This window comes from Isoptericola sp. NPDC019571 (assembly GCF_044389385.1).
Lineage (GTDB): Bacteria > Actinomycetota > Actinomycetes > Actinomycetales > Cellulomonadaceae > Isoptericola > Isoptericola nanjingensis.
Window position 1 is genome coordinate 70,608 of sequence record NZ_JBIRXZ010000012.1, and the last position, 17,638, is coordinate 88,245.

The 17,638-nt window shown below is 76.6% G+C and carries 15 protein-coding genes; 11 read left to right on the top strand and 4 right to left on the bottom strand.

Annotated features, from left to right (window positions below):
- Nucleotides 1-43 precede the first annotated feature (43 nt).
- From ACH443_RS18750 to ACH443_RS18770, 5 genes are all read left to right on the top strand, one after another.
- Nucleotides 44-1,735 (top strand): DUF2142 domain-containing protein, encoded by a 1,692-nt coding sequence (locus ACH443_RS18750; protein WP_430591160.1) that lies wholly within the window; start codon nucleotides 44-46, stop codon nucleotides 1,733-1,735.
- Nucleotides 1,732-2,739 carry a glycosyltransferase family 2 protein gene (locus ACH443_RS18755; protein WP_430591161.1) on the top strand — a complete coding sequence of 336 codons (1,008 nt, stop codon included), beginning with the start codon at nucleotides 1,732-1,734 and terminating at the stop codon, nucleotides 2,737-2,739. The genes ACH443_RS18750 and ACH443_RS18755 overlap by 4 nt, the downstream gene beginning before the upstream one ends.
- Nucleotides 2,736-3,884: a glycosyltransferase gene (locus tag ACH443_RS18760; protein WP_430591162.1), complete on the top strand. Its 1,149-nt coding sequence runs from the start codon at nucleotides 2,736-2,738 to the stop codon at nucleotides 3,882-3,884. The genes ACH443_RS18755 and ACH443_RS18760 overlap by 4 nt, the downstream gene beginning before the upstream one ends.
- The gene (locus tag ACH443_RS18765; protein ID WP_430591163.1) at nucleotides 3,881-4,921 is read left to right on the top strand and encodes a lysylphosphatidylglycerol synthase domain-containing protein; all 1,041 of its coding nucleotides are present in this window, start codon (nucleotides 3,881-3,883) and stop codon (nucleotides 4,919-4,921) included. Before ACH443_RS18760 ends, ACH443_RS18765 begins: the two co-directional genes overlap by 4 nt.
- A 140-nt stretch (nucleotides 4,922-5,061) precedes the next feature.
- Nucleotides 5,062-5,817 (top strand): class I SAM-dependent methyltransferase, encoded by a 756-nt coding sequence (locus ACH443_RS18770; RefSeq protein WP_429764596.1) that lies wholly within the window; start codon nucleotides 5,062-5,064, stop codon nucleotides 5,815-5,817.
- 31 nt (nucleotides 5,818-5,848) lie between these two features.
- Here ACH443_RS18770 and ACH443_RS18775 read toward each other — a convergent pair whose 3' ends face one another.
- Nucleotides 5,849-6,607, bottom strand: a complete 759-nt coding sequence (locus ACH443_RS18775) for a TIGR03089 family protein (RefSeq protein ID WP_430556941.1) — start codon at nucleotides 6,605-6,607, stop codon at nucleotides 5,849-5,851.
- Nucleotides 6,608-6,768: 161 nt separating this feature from the next.
- Here ACH443_RS18775 and ACH443_RS18780 point away from each other — a divergent pair, with 161 nt between their 5' ends.
- The 3 genes from ACH443_RS18780 (at nucleotide 6,769) to ACH443_RS18790 (ending at nucleotide 12,231) form a co-directional block, all read left to right on the top strand.
- A complete protein-coding gene (locus ACH443_RS18780; RefSeq protein WP_429733639.1) occupies nucleotides 6,769-7,104 on the top strand; it encodes a WhiB family transcriptional regulator in 336 nt (111 codons plus the stop codon).
- A gap of 88 nt (nucleotides 7,105-7,192) precedes the next feature.
- A complete protein-coding gene (locus tag ACH443_RS18785) occupies nucleotides 7,193-10,564 on the top strand; it encodes a glycosyltransferase (protein WP_430591164.1) in 3,372 nt (1,123 codons plus the stop codon).
- A complete protein-coding gene (locus ACH443_RS18790; protein WP_430591165.1) occupies nucleotides 10,561-12,231 on the top strand; it encodes a DUF5719 family protein in 1,671 nt (556 codons plus the stop codon). The genes ACH443_RS18785 and ACH443_RS18790 overlap by 4 nt, the downstream gene beginning before the upstream one ends.
- Nucleotides 12,232-12,241: 10 nt before the next feature.
- Here the strand turns inward: ACH443_RS18790 and ACH443_RS18795 are convergent, their stop codons facing one another.
- Nucleotides 12,242-12,718: a metallopeptidase family protein gene (locus tag ACH443_RS18795; protein WP_430591166.1), complete on the bottom strand. Its 477-nt coding sequence runs from the start codon at nucleotides 12,716-12,718 to the stop codon at nucleotides 12,242-12,244.
- A gap of 174 nt (nucleotides 12,719-12,892) precedes the next feature.
- Here ACH443_RS18795 and ACH443_RS18800 point away from each other — a divergent pair, with 174 nt between their 5' ends.
- Nucleotides 12,893-13,249 (top strand): DUF3499 domain-containing protein, encoded by a 357-nt coding sequence (locus ACH443_RS18800; protein ID WP_429764601.1) that lies wholly within the window; start codon nucleotides 12,893-12,895, stop codon nucleotides 13,247-13,249.
- Nucleotides 13,250-13,276: 27 nt separating this feature from the next.
- On the opposite strand, the gene manA is transcribed toward ACH443_RS18800, so the two are convergent.
- Complete coding sequence (gene manA, locus ACH443_RS18805) at nucleotides 13,277-14,485, bottom strand: mannose-6-phosphate isomerase, class I (RefSeq protein WP_430591167.1); 1,209 nt, start codon at nucleotides 14,483-14,485, stop codon at nucleotides 13,277-13,279.
- Nucleotides 14,486-14,589: 104 nt separating this feature from the next.
- On the opposite strand from manA, the gene ACH443_RS18810 reads away from it, so the two are divergent.
- Both ACH443_RS18810 and ACH443_RS18815 read left to right on the top strand, forming a co-directional pair.
- Entirely contained in the window at nucleotides 14,590-16,032 is a 1,443-nt protein-coding gene (locus tag ACH443_RS18810) for a phosphomannomutase/phosphoglucomutase (RefSeq protein ID WP_429764603.1), read from the top strand.
- Nucleotides 16,029-16,217 carry a Trm112 family protein gene (locus ACH443_RS18815; RefSeq protein WP_429764604.1) on the top strand — a complete coding sequence of 63 codons (189 nt, stop codon included), beginning with the start codon at nucleotides 16,029-16,031 and terminating at the stop codon, nucleotides 16,215-16,217. Before ACH443_RS18810 ends, ACH443_RS18815 begins: the two co-directional genes overlap by 4 nt.
- 13 nt (nucleotides 16,218-16,230) lie before the next feature.
- Here the strand turns inward: ACH443_RS18815 and ACH443_RS18820 are convergent, their stop codons facing one another.
- Nucleotides 16,231-17,601: a SpoIID/LytB domain-containing protein gene (locus tag ACH443_RS18820; RefSeq protein WP_430591168.1), complete on the bottom strand. Its 1,371-nt coding sequence runs from the start codon at nucleotides 17,599-17,601 to the stop codon at nucleotides 16,231-16,233.
- Between the last annotated feature and the right edge of the window lie 37 nt (nucleotides 17,602-17,638).

Consider the following 17,638-nt stretch of genomic DNA (forward strand, 5'->3'; position numbering starts at 1 on the left):
CGCAGCCCGTCGTCGAACGGGATCCTGGGGGAGACTGGTGGTCGTGACGGACACGACGCCGCACGCGCGCCCGGCTCCCGCGGCGACCGGCACCCCTGATCCCCGCACGCGCACCGCGCGGCCCCCCGCCGGACGGCGCTACCGGCGTGCCGTCGCCGCGCTCACGCTGGTCGTCGCGGCGTGGACGGTGGTGTGGGCCGCAGTCACGCCCCTGTTCCGGTCGCCCGACGAGCAGAACCACGTCAACAGCGTGCTGCGGATCGCGTACGGCGGCGGCTGGCCGCCGCCCGGCGACGCCTACTTCTCCCCGGCGATCGCGGAAGCGGTCGACGAGGCCGGGTACCCCGCCGACCTGCCCGGCAGGTGGCAGCACCGCGAGGACGCCCGCCAGTTCGTCGACGTCGTGCCCGTGCCGCGCGAGGACCGCACCCACCTCGACGCCGGCAACGCGCTGGGCGACGCGTCGTCGGGCACCGAGGTGGACCAGATGACGCAGCACCCGCCGCTCTACTACGCCCTGGGTGCGGGCGTGCTGCACGCGACGGGGCTCACCGACGCCCGCTGGGACCAGGTCACGCTGGCGCTGCGGTTCCTGGACGCGCTGCTGCTCGCGCTCGTCGTACCCCTCGCCGCCGAGTCGGCACGCCGGGCCACGGGGTCGCCGTCCGCGGGCCTGGTCGCCGGGGCGTTCCCCCTCCTCCTGCCGCAGCTCGGGCACGTCATGGGGGCCGTGAACAACGACGCCCTCGTCGTCCTGGCGTGCGCCGCCGCGACGTACCTCGCCGTACGGGTGGTCACGGGGGACCTGCGGTGGCGGGTGGCCGTGGCGATCGGCGTCGTGCTCGGCCTCGGCCTGCTCACCAAGGTCATGCTGGCGTTCGCGGTGCCCATGGTGGTCGCGGCGTACGCGCTCGCGCGCGGGCGCCGCTGGCCCGGCCGGCTCGGCCTCCTCGCCGTCGCCGGGGGCGTGACGCTCGCCGTCGGCGGGTGGTGGTGGGTGCGCAACGTGATCACCCTCGGCGCCGTGCAGCCCGTCGGCCGGCCCCGCGAGCTGACCATCCTCGCGACCGTGCCCGACGCCGACGTGCCGTCGATCATCGCGGGCCGGCTCGCGCAGTCGTTCTTCGGGAATCTGTCGTGGCTCGAGGTGCACCTCGCGGGGGCATGGATCGTCTGGGGGACGGTGGCGCTCATGGCCGCGTCGCTCGTGGCGCTCGTCCTGCCCGGCGCGCGCCGGACCGCCGTCGTCGTGCTGCTCACCCCCGCCGCGCTCGCGGCGGGCGTCGCGTACAACGCCTGGGACTTCCACGCCGAGACCGGCCGCCTGGTCGCGATCCAGGGGCGGTACGTCTTCGGCGGCGTGGTCGCGCTCGCGACGGCGGTGGCGATCGCGGCCTGGCAGCTCGCGCGGCGCTCGGACCGGCGCCTCGCCCGCGGCGTGCCGGTCGTCGTGACGCTCGCCCTCGCCGCCGCCGTCGGCGGCCTGCTGTGGGCGTTCGACGCGTTCTACCGGGGGCCCGGCGAGACCTTCGGCGACGCCGTGGACCGGTGGCTGGCCTGGAGCCCGCTGCCCGAGCCCGCGCTCGTCGCCCTGCTGGCCGTCGCGGGCGCCGTGCTGCTCGGGGGGCTGGTCGTCGGGCTCCTGTGGCCCCGTAGACTCGCGGCGTCGTCGATCGACCCGGCCCCCGGCACGCTGCCGCCGGCGGCTCCCGGCGCCCCGAAGGATGCGCGATGAAGCTGTTCGTCCAGATCCCGTGCCTCGACGAGGCCGGGACGCTCCCGCTCGTGCTCGCCACGATCCCGCGCGAGGTCGAGGGGTTCGAGAGCGTCGAGGTCCTCGTGATCGACGACGGGTCGACGGACGGCACGGCGGAGGTCGCCCGCCGGCTCGGCGTGCGGCACGTCGTGCGGCACACCAGCACGCGAGGGCTGGCGCGGTCGTTCCGCGACGGCGTCGACTACGCCCTCGCCCACGGGGCCGACGTCGTGGTCAACACGGACGGCGACAACCAGTACCCGTCGGAGCGCATCGGCGACCTGGTCGCGCCGATCGTCGCGGGCGAGGCGGACATCGTCGTCGCGGACCGCCAGACGGCGACGATCGAGCACTTCTCCCCGTTCAAGAAGCGGATGCAGCGGTTCGGCAGCCGCGTCGTCAGCGCGGCCGCCGGGACGTCGCTGCCCGACGCCGCGAGCGGCTTCCGCGCGTACTCGCGGGGCGCGCTGCTCCGGCTGAACGTCGTGACCCAGTTCAGCTACACCATGGAGACGATCGTCCAGGCGGGGAACAAGCGCCTGCGGATCGCGAGCCTGCCGATCACCACCAACGCGAAGACGCGCGAGTCGCGGCTGTTCGCCAACATCTGGCAGCACATGGCCCGGTCGGGGAAGGCGATCGTGCGGTCGTGGATCATGTTCCGCCCGCACCTGGTGTTCCTCACGCTCTTCGCGGTGTTCTTCGTCGCGGCGGCCGTGCCCGCCGTCCGGTTCCTCGTCTTCCTCGCCCAGGGGGACGCCGGCGGCCACGTGCAGTCGCTCGTCTTCGCCGGCGCGATGCTCGTCGGCGCGCTGCTGTGCCTCGCGCTGCTCGTCGTCGCCGACCTGCTGCGCACCAACCGCACCCTGATGGAGGAGACCCTCGAGCGGGTCAAGGAGCTCCAGTACGGCCCGCGGCCCGACGACGGCGCCCGCGGCGGCGCCGCGGCCGTGGCGCGGGACGACGAGGACGCGCACGCGTGATCGTCGCGTTCGGCACGTACGACGCCGCCCGGCACCCGCGCGTCGGCGTGCTCGTCGACGGGCTGCGCGCCCACGGGTACACGGTGCGCGAGCTCGACCGACCGCTCGGCCTGAGCACCGCCGAGCGGGTGCGGATGCTGCGCCAGCCGTGGCGCCTGCCCGGCCTGCTGGTGCGGCTGCTGCGCTGCTGGGTGCTGCTCACGGGCGACGTCGTGGCGCACCGCCGCGCGCACGGGCGCCCGGACGCGGTGCTCGTCGGCTACCTCGGCCACTTCGACGTCGTGCTCGCCCGCCTGCTGTTCGGCCGCACCCCGGTGCTGCTGGACCACCTCGTCTTCGCGGGCGACACCGCCACCGACCGCGGCGCGCGCGGGGCGCGGGTCACGCTGCTGCGCGGCCTGGACCGCGTCGCCACGTCGTGCGCCGACGTCGTGCTGCTCGACACCACCGAGCACCTGCGGATGCTCGGCGAGCTCGCCGGATCCCGCGCCGCCCGCGGGCTCGTCGTGCCCGTCGGGGCGCCGCAGGAGTGGTTCGACGCCGCCCCTGCCGACGCTGCCGCGCCCGACGACGCCCGGCCCCTGCGCGTCGTCTTCTTCGGTCTCTTCACGCCGCTGCAGGGCACCGACGTGCTCGCCGAGGCGCTGGCCGCCGCGCTGCCGCGGGCGGCCGAGGACGCCGCCCGCGGCGGGCGTGGCCTGGAGGTCACGCTCGTCGGCTCCGGCCAGGACCTCCCGTCCGTGCGCGACCGGCTGCGCGGCACCCCCGGGATCACCTGGCGCGACTGGGTGGAGCCCGCCGACCTGCCGGCCGTCGCCGCCGCCCACGACGTCTGCCTCGGGATCTTCTCCGCCACCCCCAAGGGGCTGCGCGTCGTGCCGAACAAGGTGTTCCAGGGCCTCGCCGCCGGCTGCGTGGTCGTCACCTCCGACACGGAGCCGCAGCGGCGGCTGCTGGGCGACCACCTCGAGCTGGTCCCGCCCGCCGACCCGGCGGCGCTCGCGGACCGGCTGCTCGCCCTGCGCGACCCGGTCGCCCTCGCCGCCGCCAGGGCCCGCGCGGCGGCCGGGCGGGACCTCGCCCGGCCCGCCACCGTCGTCCGCCCGCTGGTCCGGCTGCTCGCGTCGCGCGGGGTCCGGCCATGACGGGCGATGCGACGGGCGATGCGACGGGCGGCGCGACGGGCGATGCGACGGGCGATGCGACGGGCGATGCGACGGGCGATGCGACGGGCGATGCGACGGGCGAGACCGGGGCGCCGTCCGGGCGGCTGGCCCGGGTGCTCGCGGTGCTGCGGTCGCCGTGGGTGCGCTGGGGCTTCCTCGTCCTCGCGCTCGGGCTCGCGGTGTACGCCGTCGTCGCCGCGGGGGACGACCTCGCCCGCGCGGCCGCCGAGCTCTCCTGGCAGCGGCTCGCCGTCGCGCTCGTGCTGTCGGTGGCCTTCGTACTGTGCACGTTCGTGTCGTGGCGCGTCGTCCTCGCCGACCTCGGCGCCCCGACCGGGCTGCGGGTCGCGTTGCGGGTGTTCGGCCTGAGCCAGCTGGGCAAGTACGTGCCGGGCGGGGTGTGGAACGTCGTCGCGGCAGCGGAGCTCGGCGTCGACCACGGGATCGCGCGCCGCACGTCCGTGACGACGACGGCGGTCGCGACGCTCGTCGGCGTCGTGTCCGGCGCGGTCGTCGGCCTGGTCGCGCTGCCCTTCGTCGCGACCGGGGCGCTGGGGGCCGCCGGGCCGGTGCTGTGGGCGCTGCCCGCCGTCGCCGTCGTCCTGCTGCCGCCCGTGCTCAACCGCCTGGTCGCGTGGGCGCTGCGGGTCGCGCGCCGCCCCCCGCTCGACCGCCCGCTCGGCTGGCGCGGGCTCGGCGCCGCCACGCTGTGGTCGGTGGCCGGGTGGCTGCTCGCGGGGGCGCAGGTGTGGGTGCTCGCCGTCGGCCTCGGGATGCCGCCCGACGCGCAGGGCGTCGCGCTCGCCGTCGGCGGCTACGCGCTGGCGTGGGTGGTCGGGTTCCTCGTCGTCGTCGTGCCCGCCGGCGCCGGCGCGCGCGAGCTCGTGCTGCTCGCGGTGCTGTCCGGAGCGCTGCCGCACGCCGCGGTGCTGCTGCTGGTGCTGGTCAGCCGCGTGCTGGTGACGCTCGCCGACCTCGCCCTCGCCGGCCTCGGCGCGCTCGCGCGTCCGCGGTAGGCGCCCCGAGGAGACGCCGCTCGCGCGGCGGGGCGTGGTGCCGCCACGGCCGCCGTGCTGGCAGGCTGGCCCCGGCCGACCATGACCGGCTGCAAGCCGCTGGTGCCGCTGCCCGAGCCGTCGAGGACGAAGGAATGCCCGTGCCGAACCCCGCCGCCTCCCTGCCACCGCTCACGCTGTACGGCAGCCTGCGGTGGGACGTCGTCGAACCGTTGCTGCCGGGGGCCGCCGGCCGCGTGCTCGAGGTGGGTTGCGGCCAGGGCGCGGTCGGCGTCCGGCTCGCCGCCCGCGCCGCGGCGTACACGGGCGTCGAGCTCGACGCCGACAGCGCGCGCACCGCCGAGCAGCGCCTCGTCGAGGCGGGGGTGCCGGGCACGGTCGTGCAGGGACCGCTCGACTCCCTGCCCGCCGCCGAGCGCTTCGACCTCGTGTGCGCGTTCGAGGTGATCGAGCACATCGAGGAGGACGCCGCGGCGCTCCGCGAGTGGGCCGCGCGGCTCCGCCCGGGCGGCACCCTGCTGCTGTCCACCCCGGCCTGGCAGCGCCGGTACGGCCCGATGGACGAGGCCGTCGGGCACTTCCGCCGCTACGACCCCGCCGCACTCGTGGCTCTGCTGCGCGACGCCGGCCTGACCGACGTCGGCCTGCGCCTGTACGGCGTCCCGCTCGGGTACGCGCTGGAGGCGGCGCGCAACCAGCTCGCGCGCCGTCGGCCCGGACTGCGCGAGGAGGGCAGCACGGCGGACCGCACCGCCCGCAGCGGGCGGCTGTTCCAGCCGTCGACGGCCGCGCAGGGCTCGCTCGTGGCCGCCGCGACCTGGCCGTTCCGCGTCGCGCAGCGCGCGTTCCCGCGCACCGGCACCGGGCTGGTCGCCTGGGGTCGCGCCGCCTCCTGAGCCACCAGGAAGCGTCCGCACGAGGTGCTCGTCAGGCGGTGACGCGCTCGGTCTCGCGCAGGCGGTCGAGGCGGGCCGGGTCGGCCGCGAGCTCGGCCGCCGTGGCGGCGGAGGCGAGGACCACGGAGCCGTCGGCGGCCCAGACGGCGAGCAGCTCGCGCAGCAGACCCCCCAGCGGGCGGGCGCCGTCGACGAGCACCCGGGCACCCGGGACGCCGGTGCCCGGCACCAGGTCCGCGAACGCGACCGTGCCGTCGGGGGCGTCCAGCGCGACGGCGGCCGGGTCGGTCTCGGGGGCCCACCCGATGACGTCGCCGTAGGTCATCACGGCGCCCGCGGCGTCGACGGCGCCGGGCGGCAGGTCGCCGTCGAACGACCGGGCGAGCGCGGGCAGCGCGACCGCCACGAGGTCGGCGGCACCGGGCCCGGCGAGCACGCTGGCCCAGGCGTCGGGACGCGCGGTGACGACGACGTCGCCTCCCGTCGCGGGGGTGTCGCCGGCGGGCTCCACGGTGGCGCCGCAGCGCCAGGCGGCCAGCGCCCAGAGCACGCCGCGCCAGTGCGGGGGCAGGTCGAGCGTCACGACCGTGCCCGGCGCGGCGTCGAACTCCTCCACGAGCAGGTTCACGGTCTTGCTCACCCAGTTCTGGAGGACGGCGCCCGAGAGCTCGACGCGTTCGCCGCCGTCGCCGTACCACGTGAGGCGGGGACGCCCCGGGTCCGACAGGACGAGATCCATCATCTGGGAGATCGTCGTGGGGGTGCGGCCGGCGGTGGGGAGCGGGTTCACGCAGGTCAGCCTACGAGTGCCCGGACCAGCTCAGGCCGCACTCGTGTGAATGGGCAGTGGAGATCGCAATCACTAGCACATTTCGACTTGACGCCTCCGAAAGACACGCGTGTAATTCCAGGTATGCAGTTTCCCTAGAGAACGGCATGGAGGGGCACGCCATGTGGAATTTGCTCGATGGGGACCGGGGGGTCTTCCCGTCAGACGTCGGCCGTGAGCCCGAGCGCGTGGCGCCGGTGCTCCCGCTGTTCGGCGACGCTACGACCGACGACGAGACGCTCCTGGGGTGGCAGGAACGGGCGCTGTGCGCCCAGACGGACCCGGAGGCCTTCTTCCCGGAGAAGGGCGGGTCCACGCGTGAGGCCAAGAAGGTCTGCACGTCCTGCGAGGTCCGGGCCGAGTGCCTGGACTACGCGCTCGCGAACGACGAGCGCTTCGGGATCTGGGGCGGGCTCTCCGAGCGGGAGCGGCGCAAGCTGAAGCGCCGCGCCGTCTGACCCGACGCCCGACCGGATGTCCGGCCCGACACGCTCGGGACGGATATCCCACGACCGGATCGGGGCCCGTCGCATCATGGCGGGCAGGATGACTGCTCCGCACCCGATCCCAGCCCGCCCCGGCGGGGAGGTCGCCCCCACGGGCGCGACCGTCGCCGTCGCGCCCGCCGGCGACCGCACCCTCGACGGCACCGGAGCCGTCCCTCTGGTCGTCACCGTGACGGCCGTGGTCGTGACCCGCGGCCGCACCCGATTCCTCGACGCCACCCTCGACGCGCTCGCGCTCCAGGAGCGTGCCGCGGACGAGGTCGTGGTGGTCGACGTCGGCGCGTCGGAGTCCACCGCGCATCCCGATCTGCGCCTCGGCGGCGCCCGCTTCGTCGCGGCGTCCGGGGTCCGCAGCCTCGGCGAGGCGGTCGACCGCGCCCAGGAGGTCGTCGGCGTCCCCGAGACCGGCTGGCTGTGGATCCTGCACGACGACTCCGCCCCGGAGCCCGACGCCCTGTCCCGCCTGCTGCGCGCCGTCGAGCACTCGAGCGCCGTGGCCGTCGCGGGCTGCAAGCAGCGCCGCTGGCCGGTGGCCGCCGACGGCACGCCCGCGCCCGACGCGAGCATGCTGATCGAGGTCGGCAGCACCGTGTCGCCGCTCGGCCGCCGCATGACCGGCATCGACGACACCGAGATCGACCAGGGGCAGCACGACGCCCGCGAGGACGTGCTCGCCGTCGGGCTGGCAGGCGCCCTCGTGCGGGCGCACGTCTGGGCCGAGCTGGGCGGCACCGACCCGGAGCTCGGCCCGTTCGGCGACGGCCTCGACCTGTGCCGGCGGGCCCGGCTCGCCGGCCACCGCGTGGTCGTGGTGCCCGACGCCGTCGTGAAGCACGCGCAGGCCTCGCTGCTCGGCCTCCGCGGACGCGGGGCCCTGGCGCCCGACCTCGAGGCGTCCCGCTACGCCCGCCGCCGCAGCCAGCTCTACCTGCGCCTCGTCGACACACCGCTGCCGCTGCTGCCGTTCGTCTGGCTCGCCACCCTCCTGTGGGCGCCGTTCGCGGCCATGTACCGGCTGGCGCTCAAGCGGCCCGCGCACGCCCGGGACGAGCTCGTGGCGGCCGTGGTCACGACGCTGCGCCTGGTGCCGCTCTACCGTGCCCGACGCCGCGCGGCGCGCACCCGCCGCCTTCCGCGCCGCGTGCTGACGCCGCTGCTCGGCACGTGGCGGCAGGTGGCCGGCGAACGCCGCGACGCGCGCCTGGCCCGCGCGGAGGCGCAGCGCGCCCGGTGGGCGCCGAGCGAGCTGGAGCGGGCCGACCTGCGACGCCTCGGGCGCACGCGCCGCACGGTGCTGGCGGTCGTGGCGGTCGCGGTGGTGGCGCTCGACGTCGCCCTCTTCGGCCCGTGGCAGGGCGTGCTGGCCGACGGCGGCCGGGTCGTGGGCGGCGGGCTGCTGCCGGCGCCCGGCACCGTGGGCGACGTCTGGGAGGCGGCGACGTCGGGCTGGGTGCGCGACGGCCTCGGGGTGCGTGCGCCCGCCGACCCGCTGCTCGTACCGCTCACCGCGTTCGCCGCGCTCGCGGGCGGCGGGCTGCAGACGGCGGTGAACGCGCTGGTCCTCCTCGCGCTGCCGCTGGCCGCCCTCGGCGGCTGGTTCGCGGCCGGCGCGCTGACGCGGTCGGTCGTGGTGCGCGCGGTGGCGGCGCTCGCCTGGGCGGCGGCGCCCGGCTTCCTCGCGTCGCTGGACTCGGGCCGGCTCGGGGCGGTCGTCGTGCACCTGACGCTGCCGTGGCTGCTCGTCGCCGTGCTGCGCACCGTGGGGGTGCAGGCGCGGGACGTCGCGCTCGCGCCCGGACGGCGTCGCGGGTCCCTGGGTGCCGCCGGTGCCGCCGGGCTGCTGCTCGCGGTCGCGGTGTGCGCCGCCCCGGTGCTGCTCCCCGTGGCCGTGGTGCTGATCGGGGTCGGCGCGCTGCTGGTGCGCCGCGCGTGGCGGTCGCTGCTGCTGGTGCTGCTGCCGGCCGTCGTCGTGCCGCTGCCGTTCTGGGGCGAGGTGCTCGGCACCTGGTCGGACGGCGGGTGGCGCCTGCTCCTGGCCGAGCCCGGCGCCCCGCTGGTCGCGTCCGGCACGCCGACGGCGGTGGAGCTGCTGCTCGGCCTGCCCGGGGACACCGTGTGGTTCGAGCCCTGGCTCGGGACCGACGGCACGCTCGGGCGGGTCGCCGTCGTGGGTCCGGCCCTGCTGGGCGGCGCCGTCCTGGTGCTGGCGGCCGTCGCGCTGGTGCGGCCGCGGGCCGTGCGCGGGGTGCGCCTGGCGTGGCTCGCAGGGGCGGCGGGCCTGACGACGGCCGTGCTCGCCGTCGCGACGGCGGTGGCGAGCGGGTCGGCGGGCGACGGCACGGCCGCGAGCGTGACCGGCTGGCCCGGCGTCGGGCTGTCGGTCCTGCTGCTCTCGCTGGGCGCCGCCGCGATCTGCGCGCTGCCGTCGACGGGACGGGTGCCCACGGCGGAGCCCGTCGCCCGGGACGCGCGCGGGACACGGAGGGCCGCGTCCGCGGGAGTCGTCGCGGTCGCCGTCGTGGCCCTCGCGCTGCCCGCGGCGCAGCTCGCGTCGTGGGCGCTCGGCTCCACCGGCGGCCGGGTGGGCGACCTGAGTGCGGCCGAGACCGCCGTGGTGCCCGCCGTCGGCACCCAGATGCAGGCGCCCCCACGGTCGGCCCGGGTGCTGCAGCTCGACCGGGTGCAGCCGGGGGGCGGCGCCGACGCGTCGGGCGCGGCGGTGGTCGACTACTCGCTGCTGCACGCGGACGGCACCCGGCTCGAGGACTCCTCCACGGTGGTGCGCGCCCGCGCCGCCGGCCTGGTGGGCGGCGCCGAGCGCACCGACACCGCGCTGCTGGACCAGGTCGTGGCGGAGGTCGCGACCGGACGCTCCACCGACGTCGTCGACCGGCTCGCGGCGCTCGGCATCGGGGCCGTGCAGGTCCCCGCCGGCGGCGACGCGGAGCTCGCCACCACGCTCGACCTCGTCCCGGGCCTCGCCCGCGTGACCGAGGAGGGCGCGCTCGTCTGGCGCGTCACGACCGACGGCCCCGCGCCGGGCTGGGCGACCGTGCTCGAGGGCGACGGCGGCGACGCCGCGCCCACGCCGTTCTTCGCGCCGAAGGACGCGGTGCGCACGGCGCCGTCCGACGGGACGAGCGCCGGCGGCCGGCTCGCCCAGGGCGGCGGGGACCGCACGCTGCGGATCGCGGAGACGGCGGACTCCGGCTGGCACGCGACGCTCGACGGGCGGCGGCTCCCGGCCGTGGACGTCGGGGGGACTCAGGCGTTCGCGGTCGGCGCCGAGGCGGGCCGCGTGCGGGTGTGGTTCGAGGCGCCGCACCGGACCGCCTGGCTCGCCGCCGCGGGGCTGGTCCTCCTGGTGCACGCGTTGCTGGCGCTGCCGGTCGGACGGCGGCGGGGACGATGACGGCGCCCCGGAAGGGCGCCGGGAAGGCGGGCGAGGACGTGCGGACGACCCGGGTGCCGCGCGGCGTGCGCGCCACGGCGGCGGCGGTCACCGGGGTGGTGGCCGTCGGTGCGCTGGCGGCCGTGGCCGTGCTGGGCGACCAGTGGGCGCAGTCGTGGACGGGTGCGGAGCAGCAGGCCGTGGCCGCGGGGACGCGCACCGTCGGGGTGCAGCCGGCGGACGCCACGCTCGTCTGCCCGACGCCGGTCGCGCTGCCGGACGGTGCCGACGTCGGCGACCAGCAGTTCGACGCGACGCCGGTGCCGACGACCAGCGGCCTCGGGGCGTTCGTCCTGGGCAGCGCGGAGGACGGCGCGCGCACCACGGCCCTCGGGGGCAAGGACTCGGAGGAGCTCGCCACGGGCGAGGCCGCGGCCGCCTGGCAGGGTGGCGTGGACGCCACCCGCGTGCTGCGGGCGACGCCGGTGGCCGACGAGCCGTTCCGCGCGGCCGGGACGATGGGGTCGGTCACGACGCAGGGAGACCTGCGCGGGCTCGGGGCGGGCGCGTGCACCGCGCCGTCGACGTCGCAGTGGCTGGTGGGCGGCAGCACGGAGGTGGGCTCGACCGCCACGCTCACGGTGCAGAACCCGTCGGAGCAGCCCGCCACGGTGGCCCTCGACGTGTACGGGCCGGGCGGCCCTGTCGCCCTCGGCGGCCAGGGGACGTTCACCGTCGCGCCCCACGAGCAGGTCACGACCCGGCTGGAGTCCGTGGCGCCGGAGCAGGGCCGTCTCGCGGTCAACGTGCGCGCGACCGGGGCCCGGGTCAACGCGAGCATGCAGACCCAGGCCATCGACGGCCTGCTGCCCGCCGGGGTGGACCTGCTGACGGCCGGCGCGTCGCCGCGGGAGTCGCTCGCGGTCGGGGCGGTGCGGAGCCGGGGCGAGGCGGTGGACGACCCGCACGCCCCACGGCTGCGGCTCCTGGCTCCCGGCGAGAAGGACGGGACGGCGCGGGTCACCGTGTACGGGCCGTCGGGGCCGGTCGTGCTGCGCGGCGCCGACGAGGTCGAGCTGGAGGCCGGCGCCGTGACGGACGTGCCCCTCGGAGGGCTGCCCGACGGCTGGTACACGATGGTCGTCGACGCGGACGTGCCCGTCGTGGGCGCCGCGCGGACGGACCAGCCGGGACGACAGCCGGACGACTCCGTGGTGGACGGCACCCCGTACGACGTGGCGTGGTCGGCGGCCCAGCCGGTCCGCTCGTCGGACGGCGCCGGAGCCGCGGGCCAGCTGGCCGTGCCGGGTGGCGTGCGGACGGGCCTCACGCTCGCCGCCGTGTCGCCCGACCGCGGCCCCGACGCCGAGCCCGAGGGCACGGCGGGCGTCACGGTGCGGGTCTACGACGCGTCGGGCGCCGAGATCGGCAGCGAGGACGTCGAGCTCACCGCCGGGGTGACGACGCCCGTCGCGCTCGAGGACGTCGTCGCGGAGGGCACCGTGGCCGCCGGGGTGAGCGTCGACCGCGCCGACGGGGGCGGCGCCGACCTGGCGGTCACGTGGGCCGCCGTGCTGCGCGCCGACGACGGCACGGACGACTCCGGGGCCCTGCTGGCCGCCGTCGCCCCGACCGCCGCCGTCACGACCCCCGGCGCCGTCGAGGTGCGCACCGTCGACGCCGGCTGACAGGTCGAGGTCAGGAGTCGTAGCCGGGGTCGATCTCCTCGGGCGTGCGGGCCAGCAGGTGCGCCACCTGCTCGACGACGACGTCGCGCACCAGGTCGGCGCGGTCGGCGTCGTCGGCGGCGCGGAAGTCCACCGGGCGGCGGTACACCACGACGCGCGCCGGCCGGCCGGACTCGGCAGGGAAGCAGCGGCCCAGCGGGACGCCGTCGGACTCCCACGGTGCGGGCTCCGACGGCGGCACGTCCTCGACGGCGAACTCCGTGCCCGCGAGCTGCCTGCCCCAGCGGCGCTGCAGCAGCTCGACGACGTCGAGCACCAGGTCGTCGAACTGCTCCGCGCGGGTGCGGTACGCCGGCATCCCCGGCGGCAGGAGCGGTCCGCGCACCCCGCGGCCGCGGCGGTCGCGGCGACGGACCGGGGGGACGGCGGCGGGGCCGGGTGCCGGAGCGGGTTCGGGGCGGTGCTCGGGGCGGGGGGCGTGCTGCACCCGTCGAGCCTACGGCCGATCGCGAGGTCGGCCCCGAGCCGGTCCCGAAGCCGGTCCCGAGGCCGGTCCCGACGCCCCGTCCCGTCGTCGCTGACGGGGTCACGGTGCGGTCACGACCCGCACCGACCGGCGAGCCCCACGCACGCGCCCCCGGCCGCGGCGTATTCTCCCCGCGTGAGATCGGTGAGGCAGTGCTCGCGCACGGCATGCACGCATGCCGCCGTCGCGACGCTCACGTACGTGTACGCGGACTCCACGGCCGTGCTGGGTCCGCTCGCGCAGCACGCCGAGCCGCACAGCTACGACCTGTGCGCCCAGCATGCCGAAGGGCTGACGGCGCCCCGCGGGTGGGAGGTCGTGCGCCTCACCCCCGCGTTCGAGGAGCCGGCCCCGTCGCCCGACGACCTGTCCGCGCTGGCGGAGGCCGTCCGCGAGGCGGGGCGGGTGCGCCAGGAGCCGGCGGGCGAGCCGTCGTCGGTCACCGAGACCGCCCGTCGCGGTCACCTGCGCGTGCTGCGCGAGGCCGACTGACGCGTCGCGGTCGTCGCTTCGGCCCGGTCAGGGGACCCAGGCGCACACCGCGTGCCCGGCACCCGACAGCCTGAGCTCCCCGGCGTCGTGCGGCACGAACACGGAGCCGCCCCGGTGCAGGGTCGCGGGGGCGGGGCAGCCCTCGGCGGCGAGCTTGAGGTCGCCGGAGAGGCACAGCACGATCCGGGGTCCCTCGGCAGGCAGCTCGACGTCCTCGGCCGGGTCGACGTCGGCCACCGTGAGCGCGAACTCCCGCACCGGGGCGCGGTAGGTGGTCACCTGGCCCCGCCCGCCCGCGGAGCGCGTGCGCGGCGGTTGCGGCGGGCGCGGCACGAACGACGCGCACTCGACGAGGGCGGCCTCGTCGACCAGCTTCGAGGTGAGGCCCGCCCGCAGCACGTTGTCCGACGACGCCATGATCTCGACCCCGAGCCCGGACAGGTACGCGTGCACCTCGCCCGCCGGGAGGAAGAGACCCTGGCCGGGGTCGAGCGTCACGCGGTTGAGCAGCAACGACGCGAGGGCGGCGGGGTCGCCCGGGTGCTGCTGGGCGAGCTGCAGCACGGTCGCGTCGGCGCGGGACGACGGCGAGCCCCCGGCCAGGCGCGCGGTGACGGACGCGACGGTGGTCGCGACGTCGGCGGGCGCGCCCGGGTCGCGACGCGCGGCGACGAGCCGGGAGAACGCGGCCTTGACGCCGCCGGGGGAGCGGTCGTCCCGCAGGACGGCGCGGACGGCGTCCACGAGGTCGCCGTCGAGCCCGGCGAGCAGGTCGAGGACGGCGCGCGGCGCCCGGAACCCGGCGAGCCCCTCGAACTCGGTCAGCGCGACGACCATCTCGGGCTTGTGCTGGTCGTCGTGGAACGAGCGGCCCGGGTCGCCCGGGGGCAGGCCCTGGCGGTTCTCCCGGTTGAACCCCGCGCGGGCGGCGTGCGGCTTCGGGTGCACCTGCAGCGACAGCGCCCGCTCGGCCGCGAGGACCTTGAGCAGGTAGGGCAGCCGGGGCCCGTAGTCGTCCGCGACCCGGCGGCCCAGCATCGCGTCCGGGGCCGAGCGCACGAGCTCCAGCAGGGAGCCGTCGCCGTTCACCCGCGACGGCGCGCTGGGATGGGCGCCCAGCCAGAGCTCGGCGGCCGGCGTGCCGTCGGGCTCGGTGCCCAGCAGCCCCTGGATCTGCGTGCGCGAGCCCCAGTCGGCGTGCTGGACCGTGTTCTCCAGCGGGTAGAGCTCAGGCACGGGACCACCCTTCCACACGTGCGCCCGCGCGGCGCCGCCCGCGCCGGAAGTCCGCCCGCAGAACCACCCGCCCCGGGGCGCGGCAGGCACGTACGCTGTGGGTCGTGACGATCGACCTGGCCGACATCATCAAGGCGTACGACGTGCGCGGCACCGTGCCCGACCAGCTCTCGCCGGACGTGGCCCGCGCGATCGGCGTCGCCTTCGCCCGCGTGGTGGCGGCACCGGAGGGCGCGACCCGGGTCGTCGTCGGCCACGACATGCGCGAGTCCGGGCCGGAGCTCGTCGACGCGTTCACCGCGGGCGTCACCGCGGCCGGCGTCGACGTCGTGCGGATCGGCCTGTGCTCCACGGACGGGCTCTACCACGCGTCGGGCGCGCTGGACGCCCCGGGGGCGATGTTCACGGCGTCCCACAACCCCGCCGTCTACAACGGCATCAAGCTGTGCCGTGCGGGAGCCCGGCCCGTCGGGCAGGACACCGGCCTGGCCGACGTCCGCGAGCTCGCGCAGCGCCTGCTCGACGACCCGTCGACCGACCCCTCCGACGACGACGCGGTGGCGACGCCCGGCACGGTCTCCGACGTCGACACCCTGGCCGACTACGCGGCGTTCCTGCGCGGCCTCGTCGACGTGTCGGGGATCCGGCCGCTCAAGGTCGTGGTGGACGCCGGCAACGGCATGGCCGGGTACACCGTGCCCGCGGTGCTGGGCACCGCCGCCGGTCTGCCGGCGCTGCCGCTCGACGTCGTCCCGCTGTACTTCGAGCTGGACGGCAGCTTCCCGAACCACGAGGCCAACCCGCTGGACCCGAAAAACCTCGAGGACCTGCGGGCCGCCGTCGTCGAGCACGACGCCGACCTCGGCCTCGCGTTCGACGGGGACGCCGACCGCTGCTTCGTGGTCGACGAGCACGGCGACCCGGTCTCGCCGTCCGCGGTGACGGCGCTGGTGGGGCTGCGCGAGGTGGCCAAGGAGCTCGAGGCGGGCCGCACGCCCACGGTGATCCACAACCTCATCACCTCCCGCGCCGTGCCCGACCTGCTGCAGGCCGCGGGCGCGACGACGGTGCGCACCCGCGTGGGCCACTCGTTCATCAAGGCGCAGATGGCGCAGCACGACGCCGTGTTCGGGGGCGAGCACAGCGCGCACTACTACTTCCGCGACTTCTTCTTCGCGGACACCGGGATGCTCGCGGCGCTGCACGTGCTGGCCGCGCTCGGCGGGCAGCCGCACCCCCTGTCGGCGCTGGCGGAGATGTACTCGCCGTACGTGGCGTCGGGGGAGATCAACTCGACCGTGACGGACGCGGCCGCGGCGACCGAGCGCGTGCGCGACGCCTACGCGAGCGCCTACCCGCAGGCGGACGTCGACAGGCTCGACGGCCTCACCGTGGCGCACTGGGACGGCCACCCGCAGTGGTGGTTCAACCTGCGCGCGTCGAACACGGAGCCGCTGCTGCGGCTCAACGTCGAGGCCGCCGACGAGGACATCATGGTGAAGGTGCGCGACGACGTCCTGTCGCTCGTGCGGACGGAGGACGCATGACCAGCTCGATCGACCCGTGGGTGCGCTCGATCCTGCGCTGCCCGGTGACGGGCGCGGAGCTCGTCGACGCCGTCGGGCCGGACGGCGAGCCCGAGCTGCGCTCGACCGACCCCGAGCGGCCCCTGGCGTACCCGGTGCGCGACGGCGTCCCCGTGCTGCTGGAGAGCGACGCCCGCCCGCTGTGACCCGGGCCCTGCCCTAGGACACCGCGGTGATCTTGGTGATCCACGCCGCGGGCATCGACCCGGCGGTCGTGCGCTTGCCTACCGTCGACCGGATCGTGTCCGCCTTGCCGGTGACCGTCGCCGTCTTCCCCGTCGACGACGTCGCCGTGAGGGTGCGGGCCTGACCGCTCGACCACTTCGCCGTGACCTTGATCGACTGCACGTTCGACAGGCCGAAGAGGGCGCGGGCCTGCGACTGGGTGAGCGTGCGGGTCCACGACGCGTACGAGTTGCCCGGCGCCGCCTTGCTGTACGGGTCGGACACCGAACGCTCGTAGGCGATCTTCGACGACCAGACGTCCTCCGAGTTCGCCGTCCGCCCGCCGCTGGACGAGTAGTAGTGCGCGGCCACCGCGTTGCCGCCGTACGTCAGCACCCGGGCCCTGGTGCGGCTGGACGTGGTGGCGTCGACGCCCTTCTTCCAGACCTTGCCGTACCTGGCGTCCGTGCCCTCGCTCTCCTTCTTCCAGCCCGAGTAGTACTGGTCGCGCACGTCGTCGACGACGTTGCACCGGCACGCGGCGAGGAGCGGCTTGGTCATGACGTAGGACCGGGCGGTGATGGCCTGCGCGGCCAGGGCGGACAGCCCCCCGTTCAGGCCCCACGACGACGGCATCTCCGCGATGCCGTACAGGTACTCGGTGTTGAGCAGCACGTCGTTCGTGATGTTCGGGACGCCGCCGTGGGCCGTCGTCGTGAGGCGGCCGTGCTTGTACGAGCCGTGCGCCCCGGACACCGTCGCGACCGCCGTCTTCCCGGTGGGCTTGTAGTACCGGGTGCCCGACCAGGTGATGCGCAGCAGCTGGTCGTAGTACCTCTTGTCGTTCACCGTGATCCGGGACCGTCCGCCGGCCGTGACCGTGACCGCGAAGGTCTCCGTGCCGGAGCCGGAGGCCAGGGTCTTGCCGTCCTCGTCGGCGAGGCGCCAGTCGCCCCCGCGCACCGTGACCGTGGTCGTCGTCCTCGAGTCGCCGTAGCCGGACCGCCCGAGCGGGTCCTTGCCGTAGACCTGGACCAGGATGTTGTTGCCGGTCGTGTCCTTCCAGGCGACCTTCCCGCCGGAGTAGTAGTGCTGGAGGATGCTCCAGCTGGCCGATCCCTGCCGCGCCATCTGATAGGCGCCGTACTGCGGCATCCCCACGCCGTGGCCGAAGCCCGAGCCGGTCAGCGTGAAGGACGACGGGACCGCGGCCTCGGCGGACGTCGCGGCCACCACGGTGCCGCTCACCGTCAGCAGGCCGGCGACGGCCGCGGCCATGGCGCGCCGGAGCCGGCGCCGTGGTCCGGGCCTCCCCGGTCGTCGGGCCACGGTCGGCAGTGTCGAGAGCTCGTGCGTCATGGTCATGCACCCCCTCTTGCACTGTGCCTCAGGGGCGGCGCGC

What these genes read in the sequence shown, in the direction of transcription:
- ACH443_RS18765 (WP_430591163.1), top strand. Translation starts at nt 3,881, where the DNA reads ATGACGGGCGATGCGACGGGCGATGCGACGGGCGGCGCGACGGGCGAT.
- ACH443_RS18780 (WP_429733639.1), top strand. Translation starts at nt 6,769, where the DNA reads ATGTGGAATTTGCTCGATGGGGACCGGGGGGTCTTCCCGTCAGACGTC.
- ACH443_RS18785 (WP_430591164.1), top strand. Translation starts at nt 7,193, where the DNA reads ATGACTGCTCCGCACCCGATCCCAGCCCGCCCCGGCGGGGAGGTCGCC.
- ACH443_RS18820 (WP_430591168.1), bottom strand. Translation starts at nt 17,601, where the DNA reads ATGACCATGACGCACGAGCTCTCGACACTGCCGACCGTGGCCCGACGA.
- ACH443_RS18815 (WP_429764604.1), top strand. Translation starts at nt 16,029, where the DNA reads ATGACCAGCTCGATCGACCCGTGGGTGCGCTCGATCCTGCGCTGCCCG.
- ACH443_RS18755 (WP_430591161.1), top strand. Translation starts at nt 1,732, where the DNA reads ATGAAGCTGTTCGTCCAGATCCCGTGCCTCGACGAGGCCGGGACGCTC.
- ACH443_RS18790 (WP_430591165.1), top strand. Translation starts at nt 10,561, where the DNA reads ATGACGGCGCCCCGGAAGGGCGCCGGGAAGGCGGGCGAGGACGTGCGG.